Source organism: Streptomyces sp. NPDC056361 (assembly GCF_042262805.1).
GTDB lineage: Bacteria > Actinomycetota > Actinomycetes > Streptomycetales > Streptomycetaceae > Streptomyces.
This window is the reverse complement of sequence record NZ_JBHJQI010000178.1, coordinates 1-15,662: the sequence shown is the minus strand read 5'-3', so window position 1 is coordinate 15,662 and position 15,662 is coordinate 1. Positions and strand designations below refer to the sequence as shown.

Below are 15,662 nucleotides of genomic sequence, written 5' to 3'. Positions count from 1 at the left end.
CGGGTCGAGCGGGACACGGGGCCAGGGTCAGGGCCAGGCCAGGGGTCAGGCGTCGGCGCCGACGCGGGAGTTCGCGGGGGCGTCCTCGGCGATCTCGGCGAGGTCCCGGTCACGGGTCTCGCGGGCGCAGGCGAGGGCGATGACCGTGAGCAGCGCGGCGGCGATCACGTACAGGGCGATCGGGGTCGAGCTGCCGTGGTCGGCGAGGAGCGCGGTGGCGATGAGCGGGGCGGGGGCGCCGGCGGCCACGGAGGAGAACTGGGCGCCGATGGAGGCGCCGGAGTAGCGCATCCGGGTCGCGAACATCTCCGAGAAGAAGGCCGCCTGCGGCGCGTACATGGCTCCGTGCAGCACGAGGCCGACCGTGACGGCGAGCAGCAGCGAGCCGAAGCTCCCCTGGTCGATGAGGCGGAAGAACGGGAACATCCAGGCGCCGACCCCGACCGCGCCGATCAGATAGACGGGCCGGCGGCCGATCCGGTCGGACAGCGCGCCCCAGGCGGGGATCACGGCGAAGTGGACGGCCGAGGCGATGAGGACGGCGTTCAGGGCGGTCTGCTTGGTCAGGCCGACCTGGGTGGTCGCGTACACGAGGATGAACGCGGTGATCACGTAGTACGAGATGTTCTCCGCCATCCGGGCGCCCATCGCGATCAGCACGTCGCGCCAGTGGTGCTTCAACACCGCGACCAGCGGCATCTTCTCCACCTGCCCGGCGGCCGCCTTGCGCTGCTCGGCGGCGGCGAGGGCCGCCTTGAACACGGGCGACTCGTCGACCGAGAGCCGGATCCACAGGCCGACGACGACCAGGACGCCGGAGAGGAGGAAGGGCACGCGCCAGCCCCACGAGGCGAAGGCGGCGTCCGACAGCAGCGCGGTCAGCGCGGACAGCACACCGGTCGCGAGCAGCTGCCCGGCCGGCGCCCCGGTCTGCGGCCAGGACGCCCAGAACCCGCGCCGCTTCGCGTCCCCGTGTTCGGACACGAGCAGCACGGCGCCTCCCCACTCGCCGCCGAGGGCGAAGCCCTGCACGAGCCGCAGCACCGTCAGCAGCACCGGCGCCGCCGACCCGACCGTCGCGTGCGTCGGCAGCAGCCCGATCGCGAACGTCGCCCCGCCCATCAGCAGCAGGCTCAGGACCAGCAGCTTCTTCCGGCCGAGCCGGTCGCCGTAGTGCCCGAAGACGAGCGCGCCGAGCGGGCGGGCGGCGAAGCCGACGGCGTAGGTCAGGAAGGACAGCAGCGTCCCCACCAGCGGATCGGACTCGGGAAAGAACAGCTTGTTGAACACCAGCGCGGCGGCCGACCCGTACAGGAAGAAGTCGTACCACTCGATGGTCGTGCCGATGAGGCTCGCGGCGACGATGCGCTTGAGCGAACCGGGCGGTGTGGGAGCGGTTGTTGCGGCGGCCATGTGCACCACTTCCGAGCGGGTTGCGGGGACGTTTGCGTGTCGCCACACCGTAGGAACGCGCTGGTCAACGGCGTATGTGGTGGGACCCCATAGTTCGGGGCCGTCGAGTGCGGCCGGCAGCCATGGCTGCCGGATCGCCTCCTGCCGGGCGCGGACCGGCCGGCCGTGTCACGGAGACGACCTACGGCCACGAAAGGGTCGCGAGCGGAAATTGGCCGACCGCATTCGGCCCCCTATTTGCTGCGCATATCCAGTGCATCCGGTCGCGCATACGACCGTGCGCGAATCCGCCGGTAAATGAAGTGCACCAAGTTGCCAGCACCCTGGCAGGATTCGGCCAGGTGGCATCAAAGTCGCAGGTCAGAGGCGTCACCGGGGGCTCGCACGGCATCACCGGAAACGCATTTCTGCGACCTGCCGGGCAGCCGATGGGGTTGTGGACTGGCTATCGACGCGCATAGCTTTCCCTCGTCGCTCAGCCGGGCGACGAGCCATGGGTCGAAGTTTTTCCGCAGAATGGCCCATTGGATATATGCGGTCGGATTGGATGTGAATTCACATGAACAACTTCGACGGTGACATCTCGCTCATCGAGGAGATCGCGGAGCAGGACTTCGACGGCGTCGCCTACGGTGCGTGCTCGACCAACACGTTCTCGCTGTCCGACTTCCTCGGCAACCACGGCGGCTGGTGCACGCTGACCAAGGAGTGCCAGCCCAACTGCAACTGAGCCCGAAGGGGCTGGGCACGGACCGGGGGCGGGGAGCGGCTCATGCTCCCCGCCCCCGGGCGCAACGTGGCAATCTATCATCTTCCGCGCAGGGAGCCGGAGCATTGATCTCGCCCGCGAATCTTTACCCAGAACTCGACAGCGTCGAAATCCGCGAAACCATCGAGCCCCTCGGCGTTTTCGCGCCCGCTGTCCACGTCAAGCTCTCGGCTCCGTCCGACGTCGCTCCAGAGGCCTCCTCGCCGGCCGCGCTCGCCTGGTCGCTGGAGCCGGAGGAGTATCCGTTCCAGCGCGTGATCCGGCAGCTGGCACTGCCGGCTGCCGGCAGGCTCCTCCCCGAGGACCTCACCGGGGCCGTCGCCGACCTGGACGCCTTCACGCTCCAGGTACTCGGCCGGGCCGAGGCCCGGCTCCGCGACGTGGCGACCCGTACCCTGGTCGCCGCGGTCAACAAGGCCTCCACCGACGGGCTGCTGCGGGGGGCGACCCCGCACGAGCGCTACCAGGACTTCGTCGCCCGGGCGTGGAGAGAGGCCCTGGAGCCGTTCCCGGTGCTCCACTCCGCGGCCGGCCATGTGGTGCGCAACGCCCGCGAGGCCGCGCGCGAACTGGTCCGGCGCCTCCACGACGACCGGGACGAGGTGTTCCGGTTCTCCCGCATCGCCCCCGGCGACCCGCTGCTGTCCATCGGCGGGGCCGACGGCGACTCGCACGCCCACGGCAGGGCGGTGAGCATCCTGACGTTCGCCTCGGGGGCCCGCCTGGTCTACAAGCCTCGGGACGTCTCCTGCGAGGCGGCCTTCGAGACCGTCGTCGAGCGCGTCAACGCGGAGGCCGGCTGCGCACTGCCCGCCGCCCGCACCCTGGTGCGCGACGGGTACGGGTACGTCGAGTACGTCGAACAGCAGGACATCGGCGGATTCAGCGTGCCGTTCATGCGGGCCTGCGGCCAGTTGGCCGCCGTGTTCTACCTCCTTGACGCGCGGGACATGCACTTCGAGAACATCCTGCCCACCCGCCTGGGCCCGGTGGCCATCGACCTCGAGACGCTGCTGCACCCCTCCCGGGTGCACACCGGCCCCACCCCGGAGGCCGAGGGCAACGCGTACGACGAGATCGGCCGCAGCGTCTACGGCATCGGGATCCTCCCGTTGGTCCTGGCAGGCAAGGACGAGGACTCCGGCTACGTCGACCTCGGTTTCCTCGGCGGCGACAACCAGGGCGTCTCCCCCTTCAAGACCATGGTCTTCGAGCACCCCTTCACCGACCGGATCCGGGTGCACCTCCAGGCCCGCCCGTCCGAGCAGCGCTCCACCGTGGTCCGGGAGAGCACCGAACAGGAGATCCACGGGCTCGCCGGACAGATGGCCGACGGGTTCCGGCAGGTCTGCGAGGCGGTGATGCGCCGGCCCTCCTGGTGGACCACCCTGCTGGAGGAGCTCGCTCCGGCCATGCGCCTCCGCTACATCCACAACCCGACGTCGCAGTACGCGCAGATCCTGCGGATGACAGCCTCCGCCGCCGCGATGGCCGACCCGGCGCTCGCCCAGGCCCTGCTCCACAGGATCGCCATCCCCTCCCGGTTCTCCGACCGCAGGCTGGTCGGCTCGGAACTGCGGCAGATGGCCGAACGCGACGTCCCCTACTTCACCGTGCCCGCCACCGGCACCACCGTCCACGACTGCGACGGCGAGGACACCGGCGTCCGGCTCGACCGCACCCCGCTCTCCCGGGCGCTGGCCAAGGCCGCGGCGCTCGACGAGCAGGCGGTGAGGCGGCAGCTACGGCTGCTCCACTCGGCCTTCTGCTCCCGCTTCCCCGACAACCACCTCTCCGGCGGGACCGCCTGGAACGGCCGGGCCTCCACCGGAGAGCGCACCGGCCTGGAGCGGCTCGCCCGGTCGCTAGCCGACGCCCTGACCGCGGGCAGCCTCCCCGACCAGTACGGTCACCTCCCCGCCACCTGGATCGGCCCGCTGGCCTCCGCGCAGGCCGCCCGGCCCTGGCCCTCCGGCGTGCTGGGGTACGACCTGTACACCGGACGCACCGGCCCCGCGCTGGCCCTGGCCGCGGCCGCGGCCCACTTCGGCGACGAACGCTACGAGCGGGTGGCGCGCCAGGTCTTCGAGCGCAGCGCCGACATCCTCACCGACGGCGTCTACGAGCTGCGCAGCATCCGGCAGAGCGGCGCCGGCGCCTACACCGGAACCACCGGCCTGCTGTTCGCCCTGTGCGAGGCCGGGCGCATCCTGCGGGAGCCGGGCTGGGTCAAGGCGGCACAGGACGCCGTGCCGTTGGTCGTGGAGCAGGTCGGCCCCGAGAACACCCCGGAGGTGATCTCCGGGATCTCCGGCATCGCCACGATGATCGCCTCGATCGGCGGCGACCACAGCCTCGACGCCCTGGACGGGCTCACCGGCCGACTGCTGGGCCATGTGGAGGAACCGTCGGGCTCCTGGTGGGAGCAGTCGGGCTTCGCGCACGGCGTCGCGGGAGTCCTGTACGCCCTCGCCACACTGCCCGACCACCCCGGACACCGCGTCGACGCCGCCATCGGCGTCCTGACGGACCGCCTGGAGTCCTTCTACGTGCCCCAGGAGCAGAACTGGTCCACCAACTCCGCCTTCCCGGGCCGGTTCTCGACCGGCTGGTGCCACGGCGCCGCCGGCATCGCCATGGCGCTGTCCGCCGTGACCGCCCGGACGGCGGACGAACGGGCCGCCGAGCGCCTGGAGACGGCCCTCGACAACACCTTCCGGCAGGGCTTCGGACGCAACCTCACCTGGTGCCACGGCGACCTCGGCAACATCGACGTGGTCCGCCGGATCGCCGGCGACGACCAGAATCTGTCGGAGCGGGCCGACGCCGTCGAGTCGCGCCGGCTGGGACCTGACGTGGTCGCGGAGAAGCTCGCCGACACCGGCTCCCGCTACGCGCACACCGACAGCGCCATGGTGGGCTCCTCGGGTGTGCTGCTGCACCTGCTCGGCCGCCTCGACGACACGCGGCCCCGGGTGTCGCCGATCTGGCACGGAGCCCTCTGATGGGCCTCCGGGTTCCCTCCGTCACCCAGGTCACCCAGACGGAGTGCGGGCTGTGCTGCTGCGTCGCGGTGCTGGGCTACCACGGCCGCACCGAGGACTTCCGGACCGTGCGGGAGGACCTGGAAGCCGGTCGGGACGGTCTCGGTGCCAAACAGCTCGCGGACTTCCTGCGATCGAGGGGCATGGAGGTCAAGGCGTTCCGGGCCCGGAGCGTGGAGGCCCTGCGGGGCTTCACCGAGCCGGTGATCCTCTTCTGGGAGGACTACCACTTCCTGGTCCTGGAGCGCTTCGACGGCACGACGGCCTGGGTGATGGACCCGGCCGTGGGCCGCAAGCGCCTCACCCGCGACGAGCTGGAGGCCGGCTTCTCCCAGGTGGTGATCGCGGCCTCCCCGGGCCCGGACTTCATCCGGCAGTCCCTCCCCGCTTTCCGGCACTGGCGGTCGCTGCCGCTGGTCCCGGCCCGGGCGGGCCGCCGGATCGCCCTGGTCGCCCTGCTGTCGCTGGGCTCCTACGCGGCGGTGCTGGGCATACCGGCGCTGACCAAATGGGCCGTCGACCGGGACGACGCCTGGAGCGACCTGTCCCAGACGGGGCTGATCGCGGGGGCGGTGGCGGCGGCCGCGATCGGCTACCTGCTGCTGTGGATGCTACGCACGGCTGCGCTGGCGGGGCTGATCGCCGTGACGGGCCATCACCTGATGAGCCACGTCTTCAGGAGACTGCTCTCCCTGCCGTTCAAGTTCTTCGCCACCCGGCAACCCGGCGAGCTGCTGTTCCGCCTGAACACCGTCAACAGCGTCCGGGACCTGCTCTCCTCGCGGATCGCCCAGGGCGTCCTGGACGTGGGGACCCTGGCCTGCATCGGCGTCTACCTGTTCGTCACCGAGTGGCGCATCGGCCTTCTGGCGCTCGCGCTGTTCCTGCTGAACGCCGGCTTCCTGTGGCTGAGCCGGCACCGGGTGAAAGAGGTGACGGACACCGAGCTCGCGCTGCTCTCCCGCTCCCAGTCCACGCAGCTCGACGCCATCGTGTCCGTCCCCACCATCAAGATGGGCGGCTACGCCGACCGGTTCGCCGACGAATGGGAGGCGACCTACGGCGCCTCGCTGGACGCGATGCGCACCCGGATGCGGATCCAGCAGGGCTGGATCTCCGGAATCGCCGCCACCACGCAGATGTTCGGCCCGCTGGCACTGCTGCTCGCCGGCCTGCACTTCGTGTCGCGGGGGACGGTGACCATCGGCTCGGCCATCGCCGTGCAGGCCGTGGCCGGCACCTTCTTCGCCCTGAGCACGTCCGTCTTCCAGATGCTGACGGAGATCACGGAGACCTCCCGCTACGTGAGCCGGCTGAGCGACATCACGGAGCACGAGAGCGAACCGGAGGGCGGGCCCCTCACGGAACTCCACGACACCTCGATACGGCTGAGGGAGGTGTCGTTCCGCTACACCCGGCACAGCAGGCCGGTGCTGGAGGACGTGTCGCTGGAGATCCCGGCCGGTGCGAAGGTGGCGTTCGTCGGCGCGTCGGGTTCGGGCAAGTCCACCGTCGGGCGCGTCGTCTGCGGGCTCCACCAGCCGACCGGAGGGGCGGTGGAGTTCTGCGGCCACCCCATGAGCGCGTACCGGACCGACTTCCTGCGCGGGCAGATCGGATACGTCCCGCAGGAGGTGCACCTGCACAACCGGACCATCCTCGAGAACCTGACCCTGGGCCAGGACATCGACGAGGCCACGGTCCGGGAGTACTGCGCGGCCGTGGGGATCCTCGACTTCGTCGAGGAACTGCCGATGGGACTGCGGACCCTGGTGTCCGAGATGGGCTCCAACTTCTCCGGCGGGCAGCGCCAGCGGCTGGCCATCGTGCGGACACTGCTGCAGCGGCCGCGGGTCATCGTCCTGGACGAGGCGACCGCCTCGCTGGACACCGCCAACGAGCGGCGGGTCTCCCGGATCATCGCGGAGACCGGCGCCACGCAGATCGTCATCGCGCACCGGCTGGCGACGATCCAGGACGCGGACCTGATCCACGTACTGGACCGCGGCCGGATCGTGGAGCGGGGGACGCACGAGGAGTTGCTGGCCCTCGGCGGGGTGTACGCGGGGCTGTACGCGGAACCGGTGGCCGGGGCCGTATGAGGGCCGGTGGGCATGGCCGTCCGGCCACGACTGCTCATGGACGAGAGGTGCTGTGATGATCGAGGTCGAGAACCTCACCAAACGGTACGGCGCGAAGGTCGCCGTGGACGGTCTGTCGTTCTCCGTGACCCCGGGGAAGGTCACCGGATTCCTCGGCCCCAACGGCGCCGGCAAGTCCACCACCCTGCGCATGATCCTCGGTCTGGACGAGCCCACCGCGGGCCGGGCCACCGTCTTCGGCGTCCCCTACCGGAGCCTGGCGCGCCCGCTGACCCGGGTGGGAGCACTGCTCGACACCAGGGCCGTGCACCCGGGCCGCAGCGCCCGGAACCACCTGCGGGTGCTGGCGGCCTCCCACGGCCTGCCCGCCACCCGGGCAGACGAGGTCCTGGACCGGGTCGGCCTGCACGCGGTGGCCCGGCAGAGGGTGCACGGATTCTCCCTCGGCATGGGACAGCGGCTCGGCGTCGCGGCGGCACTGCTCGGCGACCCCGAGGTGCTGCTGTTCGACGAGCCGGTCAACGGGCTCGACCCCGAGGGTGTCCGGTGGATCCGGGAGCTGATGCGGGGGCTGGCCGCGGAGGGGCGGACGGTGCTGGTCTCCTCCCACCTGATGAACGAGATGGCGGTGACCGCCGACCATCTGGTGGTCGTCGCCCGGGGCCGGCTGCTCGCGGACACCCCCGTGGACGCGTTCATCGCCGCGCACTCGGACAGGACCGTGTTGGCCCGGGTGGCCGATCCGGAGGGGATGCGGCGGGCACTGCGGGAGCAGGGCATCGAGTCCGTGCGGCAGGACGACGCGACGCTGGCGGTGAGCGGGGTGTCCGTGGAGAAGGTCGGGCTTGTCGCGAGCGCGGAAAGCATCGCCGTTTTCGAGCTGACCGCTTCCGCCGTTTCGCTGGAGGAGGCGTTTATGAAGCTGACCCAGGAACACGCTGAATACCGGGCTTCGACGGGAGGGTTCTGATGAAGCATGCCGTGGCCGCGGAATGGGTCAAATTGACGACGCTGCGCTCTCCGAAATGGTCCCCGGCGGTCTATCTCGTCCTGATGATCGGACTGGCCTTCGTCTACGGGATGGTTCCCGACGAAAAGCAGCTGACGGCGCCGGGGTTCGACCCGGTCGGGCTCGGTCTGTCGGCCGTACCGCTCGGGATGATCGTTCTGGTGATCATGGGGATTCTCGCGGTGACGGGCGAGTACGCGTCGGGGTCGATCAGGAGCAGTCTGCTGGCCGTCCCCGACCGGGCCCGGTTCTACTACGCCAAGGTGGGGCTGGTCAGCCTGGTCAGCGGGGTGCTGGCCGTGGTGGGCGTGGTGCCGGCCTTCCTGATCGTGCAGAGCGGTATCGGAGAGCACCGGGCGCCGACGGGACTCGCCACGGCGGGACATGTGGCGGGGGCGGTGCTCTACACGGTGCTGCTGGTGGCGTTCTCCATGGGAGTGGCGACACTGCTGCGGTCGGGGGCGGCGACGCTGTCCCTTCTGCTTCCGCTGTTCTTCATGCTCTCCACGATCCTGAGCAACATACCGGGGGTCGGGGAGGTGGCACGGTTCCTGCCGGATGCGGCGGGGGGGATGGTGCTGCGCGGCTCAGGAGGCGACGAGGTGCTGGGAGCGTGGTCCGGGCTTGGCGTGCTCGCCGTGTGGACGGTGGGGGCGGTGGCGCTCGGGCATCGGATGACCGTCCGGCGGGATGTCTGAGGGGTCGACGTACTCCGCACCCCGCGAATGGGCCCCCACGCGAATGCGTGGGGGCCCGGCGCGTTTTCCGGTGCATTTCAGCGTGTGCGTACAAGGGTGCCAGGTCTATGCGTTCGACGAATTGAGGGCGTACAGACTGGGAGGCGTCCTCCGAAGACGGAGGGCATGCGCTCCGTATTTCGCTGGACGATTTCCGGGCGCATGTCGGGAGAAAATCGAAAAGGAGAAGACCATGGAGAAGATTCAGGCTGACGTCCTCGGCGGCTACGACGAGTTCGAGCTCGTCGAGATGGGCGAGGCGGACGTGTACGGCGGTACCACCTGGAGCTGCGCCATCGTCACCGCCGTGGCGACCCTGGTGTCCGCCTCCGCCTGCCCGACCACCAAGTGCACCAGCCAGTGCTGAAGCCCTTGACGGCTCTGATACGCGCGGCCCGCTGAACCGGACCGCCGCGTCGGTCGCGACGGACGGGGTGGGGGTGGGCCGGACCGAGGTCCGACGGCCCGCACCGGGCTTCCCGGTCTCCCGCCCCGTCCGACGCCCCGTCAACGCAAGCCCCTCTCCTTGCCCGATGTCCCACAACCCGGAGGTGCGGTAGCCATGGGCGCTCGCCCGGAATCACGTCGGACCGCGCGACGCGTGCCGGCCGTCACCCAGGTCGCCCAGACCGAGTGCGGTCTGTGCTGCTGCGTGTCCCTGCTCCGTTACTACGGGCGGGACGAAGGCATCTCCGAGATCCGCGAGGACATGGACGCGGGACGGGACGGCCTGAGCGCCCGGCAGCTCGCGCGGTTCCTGGAGTCCCGCGGCATGCGGAGCCGGCTCCTGAGCGCCCGGAGCGTCGCAGCGCTCACCCGCTTCGACTCGCCCGTGATCCTCTTCTGGGACGATCACCACTTCGTGGTCCTGGAGAGCTTCGACGGCGATCAGGCCGTCGTCATGGACCCGGCCGTCGGCCGCCGCCGGATGACCTCGGACGAACTCGCCCGCCACTTCAGCGGCGTGGTCCTCACCGCCGAGCCCGGGCCCGAGTTCCGCCGGCTGCGCCGCCGGCCCTTCGCCGACTGGCGGACGATGCCCCTGCTGCCCCAGGGCGCGGGGCGCCGGATGGCCGGTGTCGGCGCGCTGTCGCTGGCCGCCTACGCCTCGGTGCTGGGGATCCCGCTGCTCACCGAATGGTCCGTGGACCGGTTCTCCGGCTGGACGGAGCTCGGCGACCACCTGTGGGTCATCGGCATGGTGGTCGGCGCCGCCGTCGGCTACTACCTGCTGCACCTCCTGAGGATCCTGATGCTGTCCTCGCTGGTGTCGGTGCTCGGGCGGCATCTGATGGACCACGCCTTCACCCGGCTGCTGCTGCTGCCGTACCGGTTCTTCACCACCCGTCAGCCAGGCGAGCTGCTCTTCCGGCTCGGCAGCGTCAACGCCGTCCGCGACATGCTCTCCTCCCGGGTCGCCCAGGGCGTGCTGGACGTCGGCACCATGGTCTGCGTCAGCGGCTACCTGCTGCACGTGGAATGGCGGCTCGGGCTGATGGCGCTCGCCCTGGTGCTGGGCAACGCCGGCTATCTGGCCGCCACCCGACTGCGGGTGCTGGAGGCGGTCGACATGGAGATCACCCACCTGGGCAGGAGCCAGTCGCTGCAGCTGGACGCCATCGTCTCCATCCCGACCATCAAGATGGGGGGCTACGCCGACCAGTACCTGGACACCTGGCGCGAGACCTACGCCGCCTCCCTCGACGCGATGAAAGCGCGGATGCGGCTGCAGCAGGGCCAGGTGACCGGTGTGGCGGCCACCATCCAGATGTTCGGGCCGCTGCTGCTCCTGCTCGCCAGCCTCTACTTCGTCGGCCGGGGAACCATCAGCATCGGCGGGGCGATCGCGGTGCAGACCGTCGCCGCCACCTACTTCGCGATCTCCACCTCGGTGTTCCAGGCGTACGCGGAGTTCACCGAGACCAGCCGCTACATGTCCCGCCTGAGCGACATCACCCGCACCGAGCCCGAGGACACCGGCGGCGACCGCAAGGAGCTGGAGTCCGCCTCCGTCCGACTGGACCAGGTGTCCTTCCAATACACCCGGCACAGCGAACCGGTGGTCCGCGAGGTCACCATGGACATCCCGGCCGGTGCCCGGGTCGCCCTGGTGGGCGCCTCCGGTTCGGGCAAGAGCACCCTGGCCCGGATCGTCTGCGGCCTGCACGAACCCACCTCCGGCTCGGTCCGCTTCGGCGGCCGGGACGCCGGCGAGTACGACCGGGACTCCCTGCGCCGAGTGATCGGCTACATCCCGCAGGAGGTCCACCTGCACAACCGGTCGATCCTGGAGAACCTCACCCTGGGCCAGGACATCCCCGAGGAGACCGTCCGGGAGTTCTGCCGCGAGGCCGGCATCCTGGACTTCCTCGACGACCTGCCGATGGGTCTGCAGACCCTGGTCGCCGAGATGGGCTCCAACTTCTCCGGGGGGCAGCGGCAGCGGCTGGCGATCGTGCGCACCCTCCTGCAACGGCCGTCCATCCTCGTCATGGACGAGGCCACCGCCTCCCTGGACACGGTCAACGAACGCCGGGTGACCCGGCTGATCGAGGGCATCGGCGCCACCCAGATCGTCATCGCGCACCGCCTGTCGACGATCGAGTCCGCCGACCTCATCTACGTGTTCGACCAGGGACGCATCGTCGAGCAAGGAACACATTCAGAACTCATGGACGGAGGCAGCGTGTACCGGGACCTGTACGCGGCGACAGCCGATGGGGCCGGCCGGACGGCCGAACTGCTGGTGGAAGGTGCCGGGGCATGAGCGAGAGCATGGTGGCCATCGAGGCCTTCCTCCCCTTCTACTCCCATGTGGTCCCCCGGTCCGCGGTCGAGAAGGAGCTGCGCGAGCCGTTGCTGCGGGCCGCCGTCCCGGACCGCCGCGACAGCGTGCTGGACCAGGCCCACGAGGCCCTGCTGAAAACGGTGGAGACGCAGTCCTACCGGATACTCATCGGCGAGTTCCACGCCTTCCGCGAGCAGCTGGGCCTGCCGATGGAGTCCGGCGGCGACACCGCCCTGCGCCGCTTCACGGCCCGTCTGGAGGAGCCCGGCGCCCCGGACGCCCTGCTGGAGAAGTACCCGGTGCTGCGGCTGCGACTGACCGAGATGCTGGCCCACTCCCTGGACGCCTACCGCGAGTTCCTCACCGCCTTCGCCGACGACCACCCGCTGCTGGCGGAGGCCGGACTGCTCGGCGAGCCGGGCGACGAGGGCCGGCTGCTGTCCGCGATCTCGCCCAGCGGCTCCGACCTGCACAACGACAGCCGCCAGGTGCACATCCTCCACCTGGCCAACGGAACCGGGCTGGTGTTCAAGCCGCGGCCGCTCACCGCGGACGACTTCGTCCGCGACCTGTACCGGGCGGTCGGCCCGTACCTGGAGCACCCGCTGTCCCGCTGCGTCCCCCGGTCGTTCACCGTGGGCACGCACGGCTGGCAGGAGTTCACCGTGCCGGCCGCCATGGAGCAGGCGGACCAGCCCGCCCGCTACTTCTACCGGATCGGCGCGCTGGCGGTGCTGTTCGGCTCCATCGGTGCCACCGACCTGCACGACGAGAACCTGCTGGCCTGCGGCGAGCACCCGTGCGTCATCGACACCGAGACCATGCTCCGGCCGGACGCCGGGGTGGGCGACGAGTCGCTCCCCGACGCGCTGATGAACCACACCAAGCTGTCCGTCGCCTCCACGATGCTGGTGCCGATGGTGAACCCGACCTCGCCGGTCGACTTCATCATGGCGGGCGTCGGGGTGGCGGGCGACCAGCCGTCGTCCATGACCAGCGCCGTGATCCGCGACCCGGGAACGGACGCCATCTCGGTGTCACGGGAGCCCTTCAACTACCGGCAGGGCGACAACGTGCCCCGGCTGGGCGAGAAGCACCTGATCGCCACCGAGTGGTTCGACGCCATCCTGGCCGGCTGCCGTGCGGCCCTGACGGCTCTGCGGGACGGTGCCGTCACCCGCGTCCTGGAGGCCCACCCCGGGGTGCCGGTGCGGCTGCTGCTGCGCTCCACCATGATCTACGGTCGCTTCATCGACGCCTCCACCCACCCCAAGTACCTGGTGGACCCCAAGGAGGCCGAGCGGCTGTTCGGACTCCTGAAGATGCACCAGGACTACCTGTCCCCGGAGGCGGAGCGCTTCGCGGCGGAAGCGGAGCGCGCCTCGCTGCACGCCGGCAACGTGCCGTACTTCGTCACCCGGGGCGACTCCGACGCGCTCGGCACGGTCAACGGGTCGACACCCGGGGTGTACTCGGCGACCGCGCTGGACTTCGCCCGGCGCGGCGTCGCCCACAACGCGGCCCGCACCGACGCCTACCACCACTTCCTCCTCGAGGAGTGCTTCGGCGAGCTGTGCGGCGAGGACACGCCCGGCGGGCTCTCGGCCTCCGGGGTCTTCGGGGGACACCTGCTGGCAGAGGCCCGTCCCGGCGCCTGGTGGCGGGCGATCGCCGGCCGGATCGCCGAGGTGCGGGTGCCGGTCACCGGTCCCGGCGGGCAGGAGGAGTGCGGCTGGGTCGGCGGCATCGGCCCGGACCGCGACGCCTCCACCATCACCCCGGGCAACTTCGTCTCCTTTCACGACTCGGCCGGCGTGGTCTCCTTCCTCAACCGCGCCGCAGCCCGCGACGAGCGCCTGGCCGGTCCGGCCGGCAGCGCCGACCGGGGGCTCACCACCCTGCTCGCCGAGTACGGCGAGGCGCTGCTGCAGCGCCCCGAGTCGGTGTTCACGGGGGCCGCCTCGCTTCTGCTGGTCCGCCCCGAGGACCCGGAGACCGCGTCCGCCCGGCTGGCCGCCCTGCTCCAGGCCCTCCAGGACCGCGCGGCGGAAGGCGAGCTGGAGACCGACCTCTCCAACGGCCCGGCCGGGCTGCTGATGGTCCTGCTCGACCGTCTCCGCCGCGACGGCTCCTCCTTCCCCGCCGACGCCGCGACAGTCGAGCGGCTCACCGACCTGACCCTGTCCCACCTGGGCAGGGAGCGCGACACCCACTGGTCGGACCTGGCCCACGGCGAACTGGGACTGCGCTGGGCGGCCGCCCGGACCGGATCCGTTCTGGGACTGGAGCGCACCGCCAAGGAAGCGGCGGACTGGCTGATCGGCCGCTGGGAGCGGGACGGAGTCCCGGCGGAGCACGGCTGGTGCAAGGGTGCTGCCGGCCTCCTCCTTGCCGGCTCGGAGATCCTCGCCGCGGCGGGCCGGGAGGACTGGCTGACCGAGTCCCGGCTGGCCGATCTGGTCGGCCGGGCGACCGCCCTGGCGCCCGGCCGCGCGGTGGACCTCTCCGTCTGCCACGGCAGCAGCGGCGTCGTCCAGTGCCTGATCGGAGCGGGCCGCACCCTGGGACGCGCGGACCTGTTCGAGCGGGCCGCCGCCCATCAGACCGAGGTCCTCGACCGGATCCGCGAGGACGGCTACTTCACCGGCGCGGCCGGCCGGACCTCGCTGATCGGCTACATGCTCGGCTGGGCCGGCGTGGGCGACACCGACCTGATGGTCGATGCCCTGCTCAGCGGCGCGGACCCGGCCGGTCTGCGCCTCCCGCTGGAACTGTCCGCGCCTTCCCGGAGCTGACCCCCCGTCTGCCATCCGCTCCACCACTCGTCGAAAGGGCTGCCGGGATGCGGCACTCGATCCTCCTCCCCGTCAACGCCACCCGCCCCGAGCAGGTGATCCCCTTCGCCAATCTCGTCAAATGGGGTGGCGCGGCCCGACTGTGGCAGGGCCAGGGTCTCGTTCTGGACAGCCACCAGATCGTGAGCTGGCTGGCCGGCTCCGGAATCAGGGTGCCCGCCGGGTTCGGGGTGTCGCTGATGCCCTACCGCTCGCCGTACAACGCGGCGATCGAGGCCCGGTCCGTGGCGCTGGCCACCGGGCACGAGGTGGTGGCCGGCTACGGTCCGGGCTCGCTCGCCGCGCAGACCTGCGCGATGGGACGGCCCTACCCCAGTCAGCTCACCGCCTGCCGGGAGTACGTCACCATCGTCCGGGACCTGCTGGACGGCGGGATCAGCGACCGCGAGGGGGAGATCTTCTCCGCCAAGGCGCAGCTCATGCCGTTCCACAAGCCGGAGGTGTCGCTGGGCCTCGGCGTCCTGCGGGAGCGGATGGCCGAACTCGCGGGAGAACTCGCCGATGTGGCCATCACCTGGATGGCCTCGGCGGCGTACCTGGAGGAGTTCCTGATCCCGGCCCTGCAAAGCGCGAAGGAACGGCGTCCGGAGCAGCCGGTCAAGGTCACCGCCTATGTTCCGGTGGCACTGGCCGGCCCCGACCGGGACATGGCGAAACTGCTGCGGGCGACCTGCGGGGGGCACATCCAGTTCCCCCACTACCAGGCCGTCCTACGGCGGGCCGGGATCCGGATCACCGGCGACGGCGGGCCCGACGACGTCCGCGCCCTGGTGGACGGCGGGATCTTCCTCTACGGGACGGCCGAGGAGATCCACCAGCGGCTGGACGCCTACCGGGCGCTCGGCGTGGACGAGGTGGTCCTCAACGTCACCGGGGTCGGCGCGGTGCACGGCCCCCGGGCCGCCGCGTCCGACCTCTACGAGATCCTGAAGGCCGCACCGTGAC

Annotated in this window: 10 protein-coding genes; 9 read left to right on the top strand and 1 reads right to left on the bottom strand. The window is 71.0% G+C overall.

The window, feature by feature from the left end; all coding sequences use genetic code 11:
• Positions 1-45 precede the first annotated feature (45 nt).
• Positions 46-1,413 (bottom strand): MFS transporter, encoded by a 1,368-nt coding sequence (locus ACFCY7_RS35930; protein WP_376490273.1) that lies wholly within the window; start codon positions 1,411-1,413, stop codon positions 46-48.
• Between the two features lie 559 nt (positions 1,414-1,972).
• Here ACFCY7_RS35930 and ACFCY7_RS35925 point away from each other — a divergent pair.
• From ACFCY7_RS35925 to ACFCY7_RS35885, 9 genes are all read left to right on the top strand, one after another.
• Positions 1,973-2,143, top strand: coding sequence for a plantaricin C family lantibiotic (locus ACFCY7_RS35925; RefSeq protein WP_125743679.1), 171 nt, complete (start codon positions 1,973-1,975; stop codon positions 2,141-2,143).
• A gap of 104 nt (positions 2,144-2,247) precedes the next feature.
• Positions 2,248-5,187, top strand: coding sequence for a type 2 lanthipeptide synthetase LanM family protein (locus ACFCY7_RS35920; RefSeq protein ID WP_376490272.1), 2,940 nt, complete (start codon positions 2,248-2,250; stop codon positions 5,185-5,187).
• Positions 5,187-7,328: a peptidase domain-containing ABC transporter gene (locus ACFCY7_RS35915; RefSeq protein ID WP_376490271.1), complete on the top strand. Its 2,142-nt coding sequence runs from the start codon at positions 5,187-5,189 to the stop codon at positions 7,326-7,328. Before ACFCY7_RS35920 ends, ACFCY7_RS35915 begins: the two co-directional genes overlap by 1 nt.
• Before the next feature lie 55 nt (positions 7,329-7,383).
• On the top strand, positions 7,384-8,298 hold the full coding sequence (locus ACFCY7_RS35910; RefSeq protein WP_376490270.1) for an ABC transporter ATP-binding protein: 915 nt from the start codon (positions 7,384-7,386) through the stop codon (positions 8,296-8,298).
• Positions 8,298-9,035, top strand: coding sequence for a hypothetical protein (locus ACFCY7_RS35905; RefSeq protein ID WP_376490269.1), 738 nt, complete (start codon positions 8,298-8,300; stop codon positions 9,033-9,035). The genes ACFCY7_RS35910 and ACFCY7_RS35905 overlap by 1 nt, the downstream gene beginning before the upstream one ends.
• A 232-nt stretch (positions 9,036-9,267) precedes the next feature.
• Complete coding sequence (locus tag ACFCY7_RS35900; RefSeq protein WP_017237615.1) at positions 9,268-9,441, top strand: class II lanthipeptide, LchA2/BrtA2 family; 174 nt, start codon at positions 9,268-9,270, stop codon at positions 9,439-9,441.
• A gap of 234 nt (positions 9,442-9,675) precedes the next feature.
• Positions 9,676-11,841 carry a peptidase domain-containing ABC transporter gene (locus ACFCY7_RS35895; RefSeq protein ID WP_376490268.1) on the top strand — a complete coding sequence of 722 codons (2,166 nt, stop codon included), beginning with the start codon at positions 9,676-9,678 and terminating at the stop codon, positions 11,839-11,841.
• Positions 11,838-14,657: a type 2 lanthipeptide synthetase LanM gene (gene lanM, locus ACFCY7_RS35890; protein WP_376490267.1), complete on the top strand. Its 2,820-nt coding sequence runs from the start codon at positions 11,838-11,840 to the stop codon at positions 14,655-14,657. Before ACFCY7_RS35895 ends, lanM begins: the two co-directional genes overlap by 4 nt.
• Positions 14,658-14,704: 47 nt before the next feature.
• Complete coding sequence (locus ACFCY7_RS35885) at positions 14,705-15,661, top strand: LLM class flavin-dependent oxidoreductase (RefSeq protein WP_376490266.1); 957 nt, start codon at positions 14,705-14,707, stop codon at positions 15,659-15,661.
• The last annotated feature ends 1 nt before the right edge of the window (position 15,662 follow it).

Bases quoted from the DNA above. Each gene is read 5' to 3' on its own strand.
- ACFCY7_RS35915 (WP_376490271.1), top strand. From the start codon at position 5,187: ATGGGCCTCCGGGTTCCCTCCGTCACCCAGGTCACCCAGACGGAGTGC.
- ACFCY7_RS35905 (WP_376490269.1), top strand. From the start codon at position 8,298: ATGAAGCATGCCGTGGCCGCGGAATGGGTCAAATTGACGACGCTGCGC.
- ACFCY7_RS35925 (WP_125743679.1), top strand. From the start codon at position 1,973: ATGAACAACTTCGACGGTGACATCTCGCTCATCGAGGAGATCGCGGAG.
- ACFCY7_RS35885 (WP_376490266.1), top strand. From the start codon at position 14,705: ATGCGGCACTCGATCCTCCTCCCCGTCAACGCCACCCGCCCCGAGCAG.
- ACFCY7_RS35900 (WP_017237615.1), top strand. From the start codon at position 9,268: ATGGAGAAGATTCAGGCTGACGTCCTCGGCGGCTACGACGAGTTCGAG.
- ACFCY7_RS35930 (WP_376490273.1), bottom strand. From the start codon at position 1,413: ATGGCCGCCGCAACAACCGCTCCCACACCGCCCGGTTCGCTCAAGCGC.
- ACFCY7_RS35910 (WP_376490270.1), top strand. From the start codon at position 7,384: ATGATCGAGGTCGAGAACCTCACCAAACGGTACGGCGCGAAGGTCGCC.
- lanM (WP_376490267.1), top strand. From the start codon at position 11,838: ATGAGCGAGAGCATGGTGGCCATCGAGGCCTTCCTCCCCTTCTACTCC.